The organism is Pseudogracilibacillus amylolyticus (SeqCode), from assembly GCF_051918545.1.
GTDB lineage: Bacteria > Bacillota > Bacilli > Bacillales > Amphibacillaceae > Pseudogracilibacillus.
This window is the reverse complement of sequence record NZ_JBPPZG010000058.1, coordinates 1-19,346: the sequence shown is the minus strand read 5'-3', so window position 1 is coordinate 19,346 and position 19,346 is coordinate 1. Positions and strand designations below refer to the sequence as shown.

General features: G+C 37.6%; 13 protein-coding genes. 5 read left to right on the top strand and 8 right to left on the bottom strand.

What is annotated here, in order from left to right:
• Positions 1-679: 679 nt before the first annotated feature.
• On the top strand, positions 680-1,222 hold the full coding sequence (locus tag ACPYKA_RS08610) for a hypothetical protein (protein ID WP_479541913.1): 543 nt from the start codon (positions 680-682) through the stop codon (positions 1,220-1,222).
• 285 nt (positions 1,223-1,507) lie between these two features.
• Here ACPYKA_RS08610 and ACPYKA_RS08605 read toward each other — a convergent pair whose 3' ends face one another.
• Positions 1,508-3,013: an alpha-amylase family glycosyl hydrolase gene (locus tag ACPYKA_RS08605; RefSeq protein ID WP_479541912.1), complete on the bottom strand. Its 1,506-nt coding sequence runs from the start codon at positions 3,011-3,013 to the stop codon at positions 1,508-1,510.
• 71 nt (positions 3,014-3,084) lie between these two features.
• Positions 3,085-3,441 (bottom strand): YisL family protein, encoded by a 357-nt coding sequence (locus ACPYKA_RS08600; RefSeq protein WP_479541911.1) that lies wholly within the window; start codon positions 3,439-3,441, stop codon positions 3,085-3,087.
• 262 nt (positions 3,442-3,703) lie between these two features.
• Between ACPYKA_RS08600 and ACPYKA_RS08595 the strand changes: the two genes are divergently transcribed.
• On the top strand, positions 3,704-4,681 hold the full coding sequence (locus ACPYKA_RS08595) for a 2-hydroxyacid dehydrogenase (protein WP_479541910.1): 978 nt from the start codon (positions 3,704-3,706) through the stop codon (positions 4,679-4,681).
• A 665-nt stretch (positions 4,682-5,346) separates the two neighbouring features.
• Here ACPYKA_RS08595 and ACPYKA_RS08590 read toward each other — a convergent pair.
• The 4 genes from ACPYKA_RS08590 to ACPYKA_RS08575 all read right to left on the bottom strand — a co-directional run bounded on the left by ACPYKA_RS08590 (position 5,347) and on the right by ACPYKA_RS08575 (position 10,819).
• On the bottom strand, positions 5,347-8,442 hold the full coding sequence (locus ACPYKA_RS08590; RefSeq protein WP_479541909.1) for an AAA family ATPase: 3,096 nt from the start codon (positions 8,440-8,442) through the stop codon (positions 5,347-5,349).
• A gap of 21 nt (positions 8,443-8,463) precedes the next feature.
• Complete coding sequence (locus ACPYKA_RS08585) at positions 8,464-9,651, bottom strand: exonuclease SbcCD subunit D (RefSeq protein ID WP_479541908.1); 1,188 nt, start codon at positions 9,649-9,651, stop codon at positions 8,464-8,466.
• 291 nt (positions 9,652-9,942) lie between these two features.
• A complete protein-coding gene (locus ACPYKA_RS08580) occupies positions 9,943-10,272 on the bottom strand; it encodes a hypothetical protein (protein ID WP_479541907.1) in 330 nt (109 codons plus the stop codon).
• A 13-nt stretch (positions 10,273-10,285) separates the two neighbouring features.
• Entirely contained in the window at positions 10,286-10,819 is a 534-nt protein-coding gene (locus ACPYKA_RS08575) for an EndoU domain-containing protein (protein ID WP_479541906.1), read from the bottom strand.
• 222 nt (positions 10,820-11,041) lie between these two features.
• On the opposite strand from ACPYKA_RS08575, the gene ACPYKA_RS08570 reads away from it, so the two are divergent.
• From ACPYKA_RS08570 to ACPYKA_RS08560, 3 genes are read left to right on the top strand one after another with little or no spacing between them, the layout of a single operon-like run.
• On the top strand, positions 11,042-13,177 hold the full coding sequence (locus ACPYKA_RS08570) for a hydantoinase/oxoprolinase family protein (protein WP_479541905.1): 2,136 nt from the start codon (positions 11,042-11,044) through the stop codon (positions 13,175-13,177).
• A 19-nt stretch (positions 13,178-13,196) separates the two neighbouring features.
• Positions 13,197-15,473: a hydantoinase B/oxoprolinase family protein gene (locus tag ACPYKA_RS08565; protein WP_479541904.1), complete on the top strand. Its 2,277-nt coding sequence runs from the start codon at positions 13,197-13,199 to the stop codon at positions 15,471-15,473.
• 25 nt (positions 15,474-15,498) lie between these two features.
• Positions 15,499-16,002: an acetone carboxylase subunit gamma gene (locus ACPYKA_RS08560; protein WP_479541903.1), complete on the top strand. Its 504-nt coding sequence runs from the start codon at positions 15,499-15,501 to the stop codon at positions 16,000-16,002.
• A gap of 786 nt (positions 16,003-16,788) precedes the next feature.
• Here ACPYKA_RS08560 and ACPYKA_RS08555 read toward each other — a convergent pair.
• Positions 16,789-18,738, bottom strand: a complete 1,950-nt coding sequence (locus ACPYKA_RS08555; RefSeq protein WP_479541902.1) for a sigma-54-dependent Fis family transcriptional regulator — start codon at positions 18,736-18,738, stop codon at positions 16,789-16,791.
• Between the two features lie 195 nt (positions 18,739-18,933).
• Positions 18,934-19,346, bottom strand: a 413-nt coding sequence (locus tag ACPYKA_RS08550) for an aminotransferase class III-fold pyridoxal phosphate-dependent enzyme (RefSeq protein WP_479541901.1), incomplete at its 5' end; no start/stop codon positions are given.

The window sequence follows — 19,346 nt, the reverse complement described above, 5'->3', positions numbered from 1 at the left end:
GATGTTATTGGCGTTTCGCGTTTCTTCTTGAGCAACTTTCGCCTTGACTGGAGCAACTTCCGCCTTAACTTGAGCAACCTCCACCTTGACTTGAGCAACTTCCGCCTTAACTTGAGCAACTTCTACCTTGACTGGAGCAACTTCTGCCTTAACTTGAGCAACTCCTAACTTGACTGGAGCAACTTTCTAAAAACTGTCTACTATACAAGTACAATACCACTTCATAATTAGCACTCACTTTTTCGTGGGTCAGCGCCAATAATATCCTCAGAGACAAACCTTTTCGCCTCATCCAGACGTTTTCCTTCATCTAAATGTGATTTTTAATAACTACCTGTCTCCATAAATGAGAAAGCCGGCTCCGACGATGATGAACAAGAAAGAAAAAACTTTGACATGAAAGCCACCCCATTATGATCCATTGTCCGTAATTATAGCACATCTCCCGGCTATGGTATGTGATTCTAATTCACTATGCCTTACACTGTCATTAAACGGTTATTTTGTACCTTGAAAAACTGCTGATTAATTGTTAAGTTACTAGAAGATGTGATTAAATCCTGATAAAGAAGCTATCCAATTATCAGATAGTGATTATAACTACATTTTTAATGGACGCTTGCCGGAAGGGACGACAATCGAGGAACTAGTCGGTGTTAGGTAGAGAGGTGTTTACAATATGAAAAGAATCGTAGCTGTCTCATTATTCACTTTTTGCCTTTTTCTAGGAGCGTGTTCCAGTAATGATCAAGTGGCAGATGAGCTCATTGATTATTACAATAACGATTGGCAAGCACTTCAGGAGATGAAGCAAGAAAAAATCGGTACCAAAAGGGATGATTTATATAGTTTTGATAAATTTGAAAATCCCACGGAAGGGATTGACTACTTGGAGAATGAGGTTTTGCCAGAGCTAGATGCCATCATGGAATATTTAAAAGAGATTAAACCGAAAACGAAAGAAGTCCGTGAATTACATCAATTACAAATCGATGCTGAAGAATTCGGCTATCAAATGATTTTAGAAGACGGTAAGACTTATTATCATAACGAAATAACAGACGAAGAAATTTGGGAAAATGTCGATAAACTGGAAGATCTTTACGATGAGTTTGCAAAACGAAGAAATGAATTGATGGAAAAATACGATATTGTTATTGAAGAAGGCACAAATGAAAATGGTGAACCGATTCAGGTAATGAAGCGGGCAAAAGATAATTGAGTGAGACTGATGCGAAATCGGTTGATTTAAAATACGTAACGAGGGCACTGGGTTCGTGCCCATTTTTTGTGTATTTGCTAAAATTGGGAACGTGAGCGATGGTCTCGTTTCCTTTTTTCGTGAAATTAATTTTCAGGCAGATTGAGCACTCTACCTTGACTTGAGCAACTCCATCCTCGACTTGAGCAACCTACACCTTAACTCGAGCAACTTCCAGCTCGGATAATAATAATCAAAAAATAATCTCTCATGCACTCAAGCTGAGAGATTATTTTGTCACTTATCTTACTTTATTTTACTTCGCTTTTTTTGTTTTACTGTCAGTACTATTATTGCGCCAATAAACACAATAAACACACCTGCTACAAAAGAGATAAATCCCCAGTTAAAACCAACATTCGGCTGAATCATAAATATCTCTGCGGATTCACGTTCCATTCCTATCAAATACTCACCATCTTCATTCGCTCTGATTGTATCATCATGAAGTAATCCTTTTAACTGCATAGATGTATTAATCCCATCGATGGTTACTGTGCGTGATTGGCTATCATTATTAATTGCAATGTAAACTGTCTCTTTATTCTCCAATGAGCGTTTAAACAAGCTGAGCCCTTCTTCTGTTGCAACTTGTTCAAAACTTCCTTCAGTTACAGCTGAAAATTGCCCTCTTAGTGAAGCCATTTTTTTAAACACATCTTCTAAATCGGGATTTGAACTTGTAAAATCAACAAGATATTGATTTTCAGGATACCCCGGTCCATACATTGGGACTTCGGAGCCTTGGTAAATAATAGGTACACCTGGGGTTAAATAAAGATAACTTAACGCTAATTGCCATGTTGTGATTGCATTTCTACCTTGTTCGGCAAAATTATTAGAAAACCTCGGGGTATTTATATTATCTACATACAGTAAATCCTTGTTACTTGCCTCTTCACCGCGAACGTCAAATAGCTTAGAGATAGGTTCATCTGGCTTTATTAAAACATCGTTGAAAGCTTCGTACATCTCGTGATTTGCTACCGCATCGATATTTTCGTTCTGAACGATGTGATCAACATCTGCATTACCTTGAAGGGTTGTAGCGATCAGATAAAAATTAGGATCAGTTTGTTTTATTTGTTCTGTTAACTTGTTTAAAAATTCTGGTGAAGCTTGATCAGCTGCGTGGATTTTAAAGCCATCAATATCAACTTCGTTCATCCAAAATTCGGCAACATCTAATAAATATTCCTGCACTTCCGGGTTTTCTTGGTCAAAGACAAGCACGTTTTCAAGCCATTTAGTCGCTTCTATTGGTTCAACGGTATTTTCTGTAAACCAATCTTCTTTATCTGGATCTTCAGTAAGGGGGCTGGATTTCGCTACATAATTTGTCACTAACTCAATGATTACCTTCATATTTTTTTTATGTGCTTCATCGACTAATTCTTTTACATCTTCTATTGTCCCAAATTCTTCTTCAACTGAGTAAAAGTCTTCAATCCAATATCCGTGATACCCTTTTAGCGCATTTTCCATGATCGGGGATAAAGAAACGACCGTAAAACCATTTTCTTTCAATATGTCAAGTCTCGCTGTTACTCCTTTGATATCTCCCCCGTTATAAGTGAGCGGATCGTCAATATCAACTTGGTCGCTCGGAGCTTGTCGCCCGTTATTGAAACGGTCGATTAAAATATCATATATTATTTCATTCGAAAGCTGAGACTCTGCATTGACTGATTGCTGCATCATACTCATAAATAAAACTGGAATGATGAAGACTAATGTGATTATTTTTTTCATTACATGCACTCCAACTAAAATTTTTAAAGAAAAAAGACTACCCACTAAAGAATAGCCTTTCGTTTAGCGTTTTATGGTAAAACTCCTAAAGGTAAACGACCAAATCCTAAAATGATCGCGAGTAATGCGGCAATAACGAACTGAATCCACCAAGCTTTTGTCGGTTTATCTTTATTCGTTTTAACTGTAATCATTTCAATAGAAGCAATTGCCCATAGACCTGCAAGAACTTTTATAATCAGTTCTCCTGAAATATTGCTATACTGGAAAAATAAAGTAATCCCGGAAAACAAAATAATTAAATAATCAAGACGTAAAATCATATGTAGAATCTTTCCCGGTTTTGCTTTTCCCGACTTATAAAAAGAAGTTACGACAAATAGCAATATAAATGCAACTACCCATCCTGTAATATGCAAATGAGCCATTAAAAACTCTCCTTTCTTTTAATTGAATCTATTAGAATAATTTACGTAATTGTTGTACGATATGCATTATACCATGTAAAAAATTCAAATTCATTTAAAAGACTTTAAAATATTGTTTTAACAAGACTTTTGAAGAAATCGTGAACTATTTATCGGTATAACGGAGGGATCTAAAGTCGGCAAGTTATAATCGCTTTAGTCAGCTTGCCAACTGGTTGAGAAATTTTTTTAAAAATATGTCAGTAAGAAGAGGTGGGAAACGATGAGAAAGAAAGTAATTATTGTTAATCGATTAGAAGATGAAGCTTTAGACGAACTAAAACGTAATGCAGACGTTTCTTGTTTTTACAATATTGTTTCAACAGAAAATGAAAAGTTTAACGAAAAATTAAAAGATGCAGACGGCATTATCGGTCTTGGGCTTCAGGTAGATAAAAAATTACTCGATTTAGCTCCAAATTTAAAAATCGTTAGCAATGTTTCAGTTGGTTACAATAATTTAGATATCAAAGAATTAACAAAACGAAATATTATGGCGACAAACACACCTGATGTACTTACAGACACTGTTGCGGACACGATGTTTGGTCTTTTACTCGCAACAGCTAGACGTATTCCGGAACTTGATCAATATGTAAAAGACCGAAAATGGAAAGGTGATTTAACAGCAGAACATTATGGGGTCGATGTTCACCATAAAAAATTAGGAATCATCGGGATGGGGAGAATTGGTCAAGCAATTGCTCACCGTGCACACCACGGTTTCCATATGGATATTTTATATCATAGCCGTTCTAAAAAGCCTGAAGCTGAAGAAAAATATAATGCAAAATACCGCAGTTTAAACGATTTGCTCGCTGAATCTGATTTTGTCCTACTTATAACACCATTGACAAAAGAAACAGAAAGAATGCTTGGGGCTAAAGAATTTTCTTTAATGAAGGAAACTGGGATTTTTATTAATGGTTCCCGGGGCAAAACTATTGTGGAAAAAGATCTAATCGCAGCATTACAGAATAAAGAAATAGCTGCAGCTGGCTTGGACGTGTTTGAAGTGGAACCAGTAGAGCCTGATAACCCACTCCTTGACATGCCAAATGTTGTGACACTTCCACATATCGGTTCCTCCACGTATGCGACCGAACTCGCGATGTCAAAACTTGCGCTCAAAAATTTAATGGCTGGATTAAATGGTGAAAAGCCACCGTCACTAATTAATGAAGAAGTTTGGAAACGCTGAAGCAAGAAAAGCGCAATTTTCAATCTGATAATAATCAACCCTGAACGATAAGTTCAGGGTTTTCCTTATTTTTGTGATTATACGAATGAATGAGCATTATCAGTATGTGACTCTGCATCTTCTCCTGCAAGCATGAAGCAGGAGCGACTTTGCATTTTTTCCTGACACTAAGCATGGTGCGAGGGCGACTTTGCTTCTTTTCTTGCCACTAAGCATAAGGCGAGAGCGACTCCGCTTCTTTTCCTGACACTAAGCATAAGGCAAGAACGACTTTGCATCTTTTCCCGCCACTAAGCATGAGGCAAGAGCGACTTTGCATTTTCTCCTGACACTAAGCATGAGGCGAGAGCGACTCCGCTTCTTTTCCTGACACTAAGCATAAGGCAGGAGCGACTTTGCATTTTCTCCCGCCACTAAGCATGTTACGAGAGCGACTCCGCATCTTCTTCCGACACTTAGCATGTTACAAGAGCGACTTTGCATCTTTTTCCGACACTTAGCATGTTACAAGAGCGACTCTGCATCTTTTTCCGCCACTTAGCATGTTACGAGAGCGACTTTGCATCTTTTTCCGACACTTAGCATGTTACAAAAGCGACTTTGCATCTTTCCCCGCCACTTAGCATGTTGCAAGAAGGAATCCACATCTTTCAACAAGAAAAATTTTATTTCAATACAAATCTCGTCTCGCTGTATCCTTCTTTTGTTTTGTTTACTTCAAGCATTGCTGGGAAGATCGTTTTCAATTCCTCCACATGAGAAATTACACCGATCGTACGTCCAGTCTCCTGCAAACTGATCAGGGCGTCGATAGACTTATGTAACGACTCCTCATCTAGTGACCCGAATCCTTCATCGATAAACATTGTATCCATTGAGATACTGCCTTGGAAACTTTGAATTACATCAGACATTCCCAGAGCAAGGCAAAGGGATGCAATAAATTTTTCGCCTCCGGATAACGTTTTAACATCGCGTGTTTGTCCAGTATACGAATCATACACGTCGATGGAAAGGCCACTCTGTTTTCCTCGTGCTTCTTGTCTGTCACTTCGAATTAAATAAAATTGTCCATTCGTTAATGTTTTGAAGCGCTCATTCGCTGCGTTTGTAATTTGTTCTAAATAGTCAATTTGCAAATACCGTTCGAAAGAAATCTTTCTATCATTTTGTCCCCGTAACACATCATATAAATCTGTTACTGTCCGTAGTTCTTTTTCAAGCGTTTCTGATTTTGCTTTTACGTTTAAAATAGTATCTTTTATAGTATTTGCTGTTTCCTTATATTTTTTTGTTCGATTTAACTGCTCCAATGCTGCTTCATATGAATGTTTTAATTGCTGTAATTGTTCTTCAATTTGCTTCACATCGACTCGATCTTTTTCCTTTAATTCTTCCGTCAAGTCTTCAATTTGCTTTTGAACGGTCGCTAATCGTTGTTTGTACGTCTCAATTTCTTTTTTTAATCCTTCTATGTCTTCTGTTGTCATTTTTGCCTGCTTGTACATTTCTTCATTTTCAAAATTCGCTTCATGTAAATATTGCTGAAATATTTCTTCGACTTTATGAACAATTGTTTGAACTTCTTCAAATTGGTTTTTTCCATGTACGAGATTTAATTGAGCTTCTGTATTTGCTTTATCTGCTTGTTTTAATTGTTCTTGTACTTCTTCCCAACGTTTTTCTAATTTTAGTTTTTCATTTTCTGTAACTTTTATTTGATCTTTGAGTGCTGTTAAATCTTTAAGTTCTTCTGGAATATTGCGGCACCGTTCTTTACTCGTTGCATCCAATTGAGTAAATGAAGTTCGGCTCTTGACTAATTTCCCTTCCACTTCTTCTTTTTTCTCTCTTGCTTTTTTAATATCAGTTTCTAGTTTCGATACATATTTTCTATCTTCAGCTAATTGCTCTTCAACTTTTTTTAATTCCGCCAGTTCATTTTTTAACTGAACTCCTCGATCCCGAACCTCTGTAAGGACATTTCCTACATGTTCCAAAGCGACTTTATAAGCTGATACCGCTTGCGCCTTTTCCTTTAATTGTTCGGTACTCGAACGATATGTAGCTAAAATTTCTTGGTATGCTTTTTGTTTTTCTTCCCATTCGGCTTTCATGTGATCAAATTGTTCTTTCGAAATTTGTTCACCTTCAAAAGTCGCTTTATGTGGATGAGCAGTACTTCCGCAGACTGGACAATTATCACCATTGGTAAGATGACTCGCTAAAACTGCAGCTTGATTATGAAACCAAACTGCTTCTAATTCTTTAAATGTTTTTTCAGCACGCAAATATTCTTTTTCTTTTGCTTCCAATTCTTTTTGCAAATTCCGATGACTTTTCCGATTTTTCATATAATCATTCAGTACTATATATTGTTCACGCAACTGGTACATCTCTTCATGTTTTTTCCCATTCTCACTAACTAGAGATTCTTTTTTCGTAATATCTCGTTTTAATTTCTCAACTTCTTTTTCTTTCGTATCCAAAAATGAGATAACACGCTTTAATTCAGAAGATCTCTGCTCAATTTCTACTGATAATTTTTTCAAATCCCGCCGTATTTGATCCATTTCTTCGATCGTCGGTAATAACTCATCGTAATTTTCTAAATTTCTTTTTAATTTTTCACGCTCAGCCTCTTTTTGTTCCTCTCGACTATACGCTTGTTGGACAAGTTCTAATTGTCTTTTCGCCTCAGTGAAAAGTGTGGTAGCTTCGTTGACATAACGCTCTTTTTCCTCCCGTTCTTTTCTGCGTTCGGCTAACTGTTTTTCATATGGTTCAATTCGGCTTGCACGTTCAGCTGCGTCAACTTGCTTTTCTTTTCGTAAAAAAATCACCCGTTGATTTTGTAAAGTCGCTAATTCTTCATTTTTCTGATCTAAAAGAATAAAACGGTCGTTCGTTGTCATTGCCTTATGTAAGAAAGCCTGTTTTTGTTCGTATTTTTGCAAAGCTTCTCGGTAATTTTTGTCGTCGGTATCAATTTTTATAGATAAATAATGAATCTCTTCTTCCAAACCTTGAATAATTTGCTCCACATTATAATTATCATTATTTAAAAAATAAAATAGGAGTGAATCTTCCCGCTTCTCAAGCGTGGAATGAATACTTTGAATATGATGATCTAACATCTTAGTTTCTTGTATAAATCTCATATTCACGTCTTCTTTTCTTTCTTTCAAAATTTGATTCATATGTTTATAACGTTCGGTTTTAAATAAACGGCGCAAAATGGCTTCCTTATTTTCCGTTTCTGATGTTAGTAATTTTCTAAATTCGCCTTGGGGCAACATGACAATTTGTTTAAATTGATCTTGAGTTAACCCGATGATAGCTTCAAGTTTATCGTTTATTTCTGAAACTATTTGGCGATCAACACAAGGTACTTCTGTTTTATCATCGAGCTGCTCAAAAAATTCATACCGTTCTCCGGTTCGCGTTTTATTCCCTTCTTTTATATGCCCTAGTTGCCTGAAGACTCGATATGTTCGTCCGTTTAATTCAAAAGTTAATTCAACTGAAGTATGTGTATCATCATCCGCAAAATGGCTACGTAACATTGCAATATTTTCCCGATCCGACCCACTCGCTGTACCATATAAAGCAAAACATATTCCATCAAAAATAGTCGTTTTCCCGGCACCTGTCGCTCCTGAAATGACAAAAAGATGATGATCTTCTAATTTTGTAAAATCAATCGTTTCTGTATTTTTGTATGGGCCAAATGCCGTCATACTTAGTTTTAAAGGTTTCATGTAGCTTCAACTCCTTCCAATTTAATTTGTAGGCGCTGCCTGTTTTTCTGCTTCCATTGTTTCATTTTCAATTTTCAATAAATCATCAAGTACCGCTTTAAAAATTTCTTCCGTCTCTTCTGTTGCTTCGTACCCTTTTACTTCTTTATAAAATGCTTTAAACAATTCCACATCACTTAATTCTGAACGACGTTTCATCTCGTTCGTTTCCATCGTATCCATAAGTCCCGTATATTTTCTCTCTACATGCATCGCATTTGGAAATACGGAACGGACTTTTTCCATCGCTGATAAAACTGGTGCGTCATCTATTAACTTAACAAACACATAGTCTTCATTGATTGGGTATGTTAAAATCTCATCGATGTTTGCTTCTACTGTTCGAATATCTCTTCTTGGTGTGAGCAGTCTTTTTTCAACTGAAGTGTTCCCAGCATCATCCATCTCCACAATAAAATACCCTTTTTTATGACTTTCTTCTGAAATAGAATATTTTAAAGGGGAACCTGCATAGCGAATTTTTTCATGTTGAACATAATGCGCTTGGTGTAAATGTCCCAAAGCCGTATAATGAAACGGGTCAAAATGGCTGGCATTTACATATTCAGCTCCTCCGATCGAAAGCGGACGTTCCGATTCACTTGTATTATCCTGACTATCTCCATTTGGTGTGACAAAAGCATGTCCAACATAGACGTGGCGTGCATTTTCATCCATTTTAGCTTGGATATTTTCAATAATTTTCGTTGTTGCATCATCATGTGTTTTTATCTCTTCATCATCAAGCACATTTCGTACAATGCTCGGATCACAATACGGAACAAGGTGAAAGTGAACTTCCCCAAATTCATCGTTTAGAATGACCGGTGGAGCGTCTTTTTCAAACTGACCGACTACATGAAAGCCTTTTTCAGTCATAATTCGACTGCCAAAATGAAGCCTGCTCGGACTATCGTGATTTCCGGCAATCGCAATAACAGGTGTTTTTAACTCTAAAATAATTTCATCTAGTACGTTATTTAACAGCTGTACTGCTTCTGTTGGTGGAACAGCCCGATCATATAGATCACCAGCAATCACCACAGCATCAGGTTTTTCTTCCTTAATTGCGTCAATAAACTGCCTTAAAACAAATTCCTGATCTTCCGTCATATAAACACCTTGAACCAGCTTACCTAAATGCCAATCTGCCGTATGGAAAAACTTCATTACCTTTACTCCTTCTAGTATATTTTTATTCGAAAAGTTATGTATTACACCGAAAGTTCTCCTACTATCTTACCATGACTTTACTTTCGTATCTCTATTATTTCCGAAATTTTTACAAATTGCAAAATGGTAAAATTGAATAATTCGACTGTTTTCAGCATGGAAAACGTACGTTTAGCCTAAGAGAAAATTGCATTTTTTAGGGGGGATTAGTAGGTGAAATCGATTTTTGATGAAAAAATAAAAATCACATATACTTGTCATGTGATTTTAATAAATAACTGTGTGGCTTCATTCTGATACCTTATTCAACCACATTTCGATTAGATCGCGAAGCTCCTGCGTGTCCATTTCATAGGATGGATAGGTTTCAAATAAATCTTCTATTAGCGTTACATCTGCTTGAATTAAGACTGCACAGCGATTCCCACTCGACTCAAGTCGCTCTCTCTCCCCCACAAGAACTCTGTCTATTTCATGCAAAACTTCCCCACCTAATAGCGGTGCATCTGTCATTAAAAATTCACTGACAATTTCCATTCTTGGATCATCGAATTCAATTACAATTCTTTTTCTTTCATGAGGGCCGTTTTTAAGTAGAATTTCTCTAATTTGATACACTAGAAAACCTCCTTTAATAAACCGGAAATGCGGAAATGATTTTTTCATGCTGATCGAGATACATGCGAATAATCATTCCATCTGCGGTCAAACCTTCATATGTATTACCCGAAATATAAACCTTGTTATCATATGCTTCATTTATCCCATCTATAACTTGTTGGGTATCCCAATCATTAGGGAAAAACGTGGATATTCCACCGTTTGAAGTTTTTTCGACATCACTTATAATCACTTTCGCTTCATATACCCCAAACTCGTTCGGATCTGTTTCTGTCCCTTCCACAATTTCTCCTTTTTTTGTAGGTAGTCGATCAAAATGAAATCCGACTGCTTGGCCTTTTCGATTAATTTCCCCTTCTAAAATATGTTCTAATGCCCCATCACGAAAATATTCCGTCTGCTTTAAATCTTGAATCGCTGTAACAGAGTCCAATTCCTTCTGGTCTGTTTCAGCGACATTTTCAATGAAATCATTTACGTTACACCCAACGATAAAAAGCATTGCAAAACTGATAAAAAATAGCTTTATTATTTTTTTAATCATTTTTTAATCACTTCCTATTCACTACTGCACTTATTTTAACATACTGCGACGAGTACCAAATTTGTTTCGCTACACTTGTAGCAAAACGCTACAACTATCCTACATCAAAATCGCAACGAAAGAATAAACACCTGCTTGAACCCTATTTTAGCACCTTTTATAAAATTGGCATGCTACTTGCAATTAACATTGGTGAATCAAAACGAAAGGAGAGACATTCATTTGGCAAAATCACAAATACTTGCAATTGATGCCGGCGGTACAATGACAGACACATTTATTATTGATGAAAAGGGGGAATTTGTTGTAGGAAAAGCACAAACAACACCTAATGATGAACATATCGGTTTAATCAACTCGGCGAAGGATGCATTAGGACAATGGGGTACAACCGTAGATAATGAATTTCCAAATCTGTTAGCGGGAGTGTATTCTGGTACAGCGATGCTTAATCGACTCGTTTCTCGTGTCGGCCTTCGCGTTGGATTAGTACTAAACAAAGGAATGGAAGATAGTCATCGAATGGGTCGAGGTGTTCAGTCACATTTAGGGTATTCCTATGCAGATAGAATTCACGTCAACACCCACCATTTCGATCCACCACTCGTTCCACGAAAATGGACAGTCGGTGTCACCGAAAGAGTTGATATGTTTGGTAATGTTGTTATTCCCCTTTATGAACACGAAATTGAAAGCGCTATTCAACAACTGATCGATAGCGATGTTGAAGCCATTGTTATTAGCTTATTACATTCCTATAAATATCCGAAACATGAACGAATAATAAGAGATGTCGCAGAAAAAATGATTAAAGAACAGAATAAACAGATCAAAGTTTTTGCAACAGTCGATTATTACCCAGTCAGAAAAGAATCCCATCGTACAAATACAACTATCGTGGAAGCATACGCAGCAGAACCATCGCGTGAAACACTCGCAAAACTGGATAAAGCATTACAAGAACATGGAACAAATTTTGATTTACGAATTATGGCTAGTCATGGTGGAACGATTAGTATTAAAGCAAATGAACTAGCAAGAACTTGTGTATCTGGCCCTATTGGCGGCATGGTTGGAGCAAAATATTTAAGCGATAGTTTAGGTATTAAAAATGTTGCTTGTTCAGACATCGGTGGAACGAGCTTTGATATCGGATTAATTACGCAAGGTGATTTAGCAATTGAATCTAGCCCGGATATGGCACGGCTCGTATTATCCTTACCACTTGTTTCCATGGATACAACCGGAGCCGGAACAGGAAGTTATGTCCGAATTGATCCGAACTACGGAAATCTAACATTAGGTCCAGATAGTGCTGGTTCATTAGTCGGTGTTTGTAACCCGGAAAGTGGAATTGAAACAGTAACCGTATCGGATTGCCATGTCGTTTTAGGGTTAATTAATCCAGATAATTTTATCGGTGGAACGATCAAATTATCACGGGAAAGAGCCTATTTAGCTGTCAAAGAACAAATTGCCGATCCACTCGGATTATCTGTTGAAGATGCGGCTTATGGTGTGACCGAACTACTTGAATCACAACTGAAAAACTATTTAGAATCAATGATTTTAGGTAAAGGGTATTCCCCTTCTCAGTACGTCTGTTTCTCCTATGGTGGTGGCGGACCACTTCATACAGCAGGATACACAAAAGGTCTCGGCTTTGAGGATGTATTAGTCCCGGCGTGGGCTGCAGGATTTTCGGCATTTGGTTGTGGAGCAGCCGATTTTGAATATCGTTATGATAAGACGTTAGATATAAATGTTGCTGAAAAAGCAAATGACGATACGATTTTAGAAGCAGGGAAAGAATTACAAGCTGCTTGGGATGAATTAAAAGAAAAAGTTGCTGAAGAATTTGAGAAAAATGGTTATTCCAATGATGAAGTGAACTTCCGATTACTTTATCGTATGCAATATCAAGGACAATTGAACGACCTTGAAATTGAAGCACCAATTACTGCATTTAAAGATGTAAACGATTACCACACACTTGTAGAAACATTTGAAGAAATGTATACACGTGTATATGCGAAATCTGCACTATCACCAGAACTTGGATATTCCATTACTGGAGCGATCGTTCGAGGTATTGTAGATGTGGCACAACCAAAAATCCCTGAAGAACCTTTAGCAGGAAAAACACCACCAAATATAGCCTTTTTAGGAACACGACAAGTGTATTGGGATGGCGAATGGATTGAAGCAACTATTTATGAAATGGAAAAGTTATTACCAGGAAATAAAATTGAAGCGTTTTCTATTATTGAATCGACTGCAACTACGTTAGTTGTCCCTACAGGATTTGAAGCATATCTTGATCAAAATCGAATTTTCCATTTGAAAGAATTGGAATAATTACAAGGAGGTTATCAGATTGGTAAAAACAATCGATGATATTCAAACAGAGAAAAAAGCCCCAATCGGTTGGGATGGAAAAACATTAAAAGAAATGCGCGCAGAAGTGGATAGACTTAGTAAGGAAACGGGTTATTATGCAGGATTAAAGGAACTTCCATTAAAAGAATCAGATCCAATCCGTTTTGAAAAAATTTATTCGAAATTAAGAGGTGGAGTCGTCCATGCTCGGGAAACGGCAAAAAAAGTTGCCGCCTCCCCTATTGTAGAACAAGAAGGAGAGTTATGTTTCAGTTTATACACACCTGAAGCTGATTCAGTAGTTACTTCAACAGGAATCATTATCCACGTTGGTACAATGGGTGCAGCGATTAAATTTATGATCGAAAATGACTATGAAGATAACCCGGGAATAAATGATAAAGATATTTTCTGTAATAATGATAACCATGTCGGAAATGTACACACATGTGATGTTCATACGCTCGTACCTATTTTCTGGGAAGGTGAAGTTGTCGGCTGGGTCGGTGGTGTGACACATGTTATTGATACAGGAGCGAGTGCACCGGGAAGTATGCCGATGGGGCCAGTCCAGCGATACGATGATGGATATCAAGTTACTTGTCGTAAAATTGGTCAAAATGATGTTTTGTCAAAAGATTGGTTACTAGAAAGTACACGTTCTGTTCGTGCAGTGAAATATTGGACACTAGATGAAAAAACACGGGTAGCAGGATGCCATATGATTCGTGATCTTGTCCTTGATGTCATCAAAGAAGAAGGTGTAGATACGTATAAACAATTTATCCGTGAAATTATTGAAGATGGACGACGCGGATTTGTGAACCAAGTAAAAACGATGCTCATTCCTGGAAAATACCGAGCTGCTTCCTTTATCGATGTACCATTCGAAGGGCTAGATTTGCCTAAATTTGCGCAACAAGATTCGATTATTCATACCCCGTCTGAAATTACGGTTCATAAAAATGCACAGCTAGAAATTGACTTTGAAGGATCGAGCCGTTGGGGATGGCATCCATTTAACGCAACTCCAGTATCAATAACGAGTGGAATTTGGGTAATGCTCTCACAAACACTCGTCCCGAACGACCGAATTAATGATGGAGCCTACTATGCAAGTAAATTTGGTGTCCCGTACGGTTCTTGGTTTAATCCAGATGATATTCGTTCTGCACATTCCAATACGTGGCATGCACTAGTTGCTGCATGGTCACCATTATGGCGCGGATTAAGCCGTGGTTATTATGGGCGAGGATTTTTAGAAGAAATCAATGCTGGAAACGCACATACGTCAAACTGGCTAATGGGTGGCGGTTATGACCAATACGGTCAATTATCTGCGTTAAACAGCTTTGAGACTGCTGCGTGCGGTGTTGGTGCCAGTGCTGTCAAAGATGGCATTAGCCATTCGGCAGCTTTATGGAATCCTGAAGGGGATATGGGTGATATGGAAATTTGGGAGCTACTTGAACCACTCGTATACTTAGGGCGCGAAATTCTCCCAGGTTCAGGCGGAGCAGGAAAATACCGAGGCGGAAATGGTTGGCAATCCTTAAGACTTGGCTGGGGAGCAAAAGAATGGACGATGTTCGTTGCAGGTGCGGGAGTAATGGCAACCGACTGCGGACTTATGGGTGGTTACCCTGCCGCTGCAGGTTATCGTTTTACTGCCTTTGATACGGATATAAAAGAACGAATCGAAAAACGGTTACCACTTCCACTCGGTGCGGATGTTGACCCAGACCATCCGACATATGAAGAAAATATGAATGCAAAAGTACTACATCGAGATAGGCAAGCGGTATCTACACAAGAGGAGTTCGGTGACTATGATGTCATTATGAACTATTTACGAGGTGGTCCAGGTTTTGGTGATCCACTCGATAGAAGACCGGAAGATGTAGAAGCAGATTTGAATGAAAAATATATTTTACCACGGTATGCAACAAGCGTATACGGTTGTGTATTTACAGAAGAAAATGGTGAGTTCAAAGTCGATCATGAAAAAACAGCTAAAAAACGTAAAGAAATACGAAAAAAACGTTTAGAACGAAGTGTTCCTACTACCGAATGGATGAAACAAGAAAAGGAAAAAATTATCAATAAAGATGCCTCTTTACAAGTTAGACATATGTTTGCCCAAAGCTTTGCATTAAGTGAAAAGTTTACTGATGAATTTAAAGGATTTTGGGATTTACCAGAAGACTGGATGATTTATGAAGATGATTTAAATGTAACGAAATTAGGAGTACACATTAATCGCTTTAAAAAATAAATCGAATAAAGAAGAGGTGAAACGAATGGCTAAATATGATAAGAAGCTCATTAATGAACTCGTTGAAGGAACGTTGGAATGGTATCAAATAAAAGAAATGATGTCCAGTCATAAAGATCAGGAACGGTTTAAGCTGTATTTAGAAGTCATGCAAAGTCGAGTAGAGTGGGATGATCCCATTCTTCTTCCTCTAGGATTACATTTATATATCGTTTTAAAGGAAAATGGAAAGCGAATCATCAAGTGCGACTGCGGTCACGAATTTTGTGATTACAAAGTAAATTGGAAACTTCATGCCAACGTCTATGTTCGGGATACGGAAGAAAAGATGAACGAAGTATATCCGAAATTAATGTCGCCTGATCCTGAATGGCAAGTACTACGCGAGTATTATTGTCCGGGTTGTGCGTCGTTATTAGAAGTAGAAGCCGTTACACCGTGGTATCCAGTCATCCATGATTTTGAACCAGACATTGATACATTTTATAATGAGTGGATGAAAATGGAACTTCCAAAAGTAAATAACTAATTTAAGGCTGGTACAAAAGCATTTTAGTCACAGAGAAATCCGAACTATGATACAAATTTTCCAATTGAAATTTGTATTCGTTCGGATTTCTTTTTTCTGTTTTGTTCACTTTGTTGGTAATTATCCATAAACTGTGCAGTAGTGTTAACCTATCGCTGCGGAAATACACTGCGCGCATCCTAAGGCGGCTAATGAGCCTTCCTTGTGCTACGCGACTTTAGTTGTCTCATCTAGGCCTTTCCTCCTGCGACGGACAGGACGTCCTAGTGTCGGCGTAGGTCACAGGACGTGACCGTAACTAGCCGACCAGGAGTCTCCGTGTATTTCCTCCGCTGAGATCGCACATGTAAAACGCACTATATTAGTAATTCCTACTATCATTATAGTTGATTGGAGCTGGAGGGCAGTCGACTCCTGGGACTGTAGCTTCGCTTTCGTCCCACCGTAAAGATTTACGGGAAAAGCAACAGGGGGAACGCAGACTAAGAACGCCACGTCCTGTGGCGACGTCTGCGCTAGTACATCCTGTACGTCGGAAGACTCAGAAGCAGTGGTTTTCTGCTTCGGTGGCAGATCGCCGTGCCCTAAGGATGCGCGTACTGCCCGGAGGCGGAAATCAACAAAGCTGTTACTAGTTTTTATATTTTCACTGCTGTACAGTTTGCATCAATTACGTATGAAGCAGCCAAGTGTTAATATAATAACATTCTAAACTCTCCATCTCGTAGTCGTTCGCCTTTAGAGTGGAAGTTTTAGATATAGCCTCTTTACGTGGACAATTTCATTTTATCCTAAATTATATTTTTTAATTTTACGATAAAGGGTCGTTCTTGCGATTCCACATCTTCTTGCGACTTCTGACAAATTTCCGTTTGATTCAACAAGAAGTCGTTTGATTTCCTTTTTTTCTTCCAACTCTAAGACAGAAAGGGAATGAACCTCTTGTTCCTGAAACTCCTTAATCGATTTAGGTAATGTTTCTAATGTTATTTTATTTGCACTAAATAATATTGCATATTCCATCACATTCATTAATTCACGTATATTTCCGGGCCAATGGTATTTTGAAAATAATGTTAATACCTCATGATCAATCGTTGGAACTTGTTTTCCGTGTGTTTTTGCCAATTCTTTTACAAAATATTGACTAAGTAAAGGAATGTCTTCTGCTCGTTCTCTAAGCGGTGGAAGATGCAACTCAACCACATTTAACCTAAAATAAAGATCCGACCGAAATACACCTTTTTCCATACTTTCTTTTAAATTTTTATTCGTAGCGGCAATTACTCGTACGTCTATAGGTATTGGTTTTGAAGAGCCTAACCGAACAATCTCTTTTTCTTGCAGAACCCGTAATAAGTTCACTTGTAATTCTAGCGGCATTTCACCAATTTCATCTAATAATAATGTCCCACCATTAGCCTCTTCAAATTTTCCTTTTTTCCCTTTAGGATCTGCTCCAGTAAATGTACCAGCTTCATAACCGAATAATTCACTCGCAATTAAATCTCGTGGAATAGCACCACAATTGATCGAAATATACGGTTCGTCTTTTCGCGAGCTACCTTGATGGACGGAAAAGGATAATACTTCTTTCCCTGTTCCGCTCTCGCCTGTAATAAGTACCGGTACGTCCGTTTTTGCAACTACTTTTGCCTTATCGATAATTTGATTCATCTGTTTAGAATTACCAATAATTCCTTGAAAAACGGACTTGCTACTAGGATCCGAAGGGTTAAATTGATACAGTTTTTCGAAACATAAGCAGTACCCAATTCGTTTGGAATCTAGTGTTACTTCCCGAATAAAAATTTTAACTTGTAACTCTTCGATATCCCAGTCCCACTCAAGTTCATCTGTTCCTAAATTTATATTCCTATCTAACAAGGATCGTTTTAATTGTTTCATTTCGGGATGTTCCCATAAACGATCCCACTCGTTTATTCTTAATAATGATAAGCATTTTTCATCTGCACGAACAACATGTAACATTTCATCTAGTACAATAACATTTACGAATTGATGTTTCCGCTTCACTTCTTCATATTTTTCTTGGAGTGTAGTTAATTTTCTTGAGGAGTTTTTTAGTAATTGTTGCTCAATTAATGACGATATGGATTGGACTACACTAAGTGAATGGGATTGTGCAATTTCACTTGGACCTGTTAAATCAATAACGCCCAATACTTTTTTCGTTAGCGGATCCTTAATAGGAGCTGCAGAACATACCCATGGATGCACCCCTTCACAATAATGTTCAAAAGAAAATATTTGAATTGGTTCGTTAGATGCAATTGCAGTTCCGATTGCATTTGATCCAGCGACCTTCTCGCTCCAATCCGCTCCAATAATAAAGTTCATTTCTTGTGCCTTGTTTTGGATATGATTATCTCCCTTTAAATGGATAATCCTTCCGTTTTCATCACTTAATGTAATTAAATGTTCTGTTCCTTGAATTTGATTATATAGTCGCTCAATAATGGGCTGTGAAATGTGATATAATTGTGACTGATTTATAAGCTCATTTATTTCGTCTTCACTTAGTATGACTGGTGCCTGTTTTTGTAGAGGATCAACATGATAACCCTGACAGCGCTTCCAAGATTGGTAAACTGCTGGACGTATAGTTTTAGGAATCGAGTTTTCTGACATAAAAAACTCCCAACTATGCTCCAGTTTTTTCATGACCGATGGAATGTCATCAATAGAATAAAATGCCAGTTTAGAATGTGGCAACCTAGAAACCTCCTCTAAAAGTGGCGTATATCACTTTATATGTGAATTATATTTTATACATTTTAATATGTCAAACTATTTAGAAAAAGGGATCGGAAAATATGATGATTCGACAAATATTTTAAATATAAAAACCACATAAAACATGAGACTTCCATTAGTCCCTACTTTATGTGGTAAATTAACAACATATATTTACTTTGTTACGGCTAATGCAGTTACTTCTTCCATCCCCTTTTTTAGTATGAATAACATTTCTGCTAATTCATCGTACGTTGCTGCTAGTGGAGGCATAAAGACGACGACATCCCCAAGCGGTCTAGTTAACATCCCTAGTTCTCGCATTTTTAATGTCACTTTATAGCCAACTCTTTCCTCTTTTCGGAATGATTTTTTCGTTTTCTTATCTTCCACAAGTTCAATTCCGCACATTAATCCCATTTGCCGGACGTCTCCGACATGTTCCAATGCTGCAATTTCTTTTAATTGTTCTGTAAGCCAAGCAGATTTCTCCTCGGCTTCTTGGATTAAATTTTCTTTTTCAAACAATTCTAAGTTAGCTAAAGCAGCTGCACAGCCTAATTGGTTTCCAGTATACGAATGCCCAT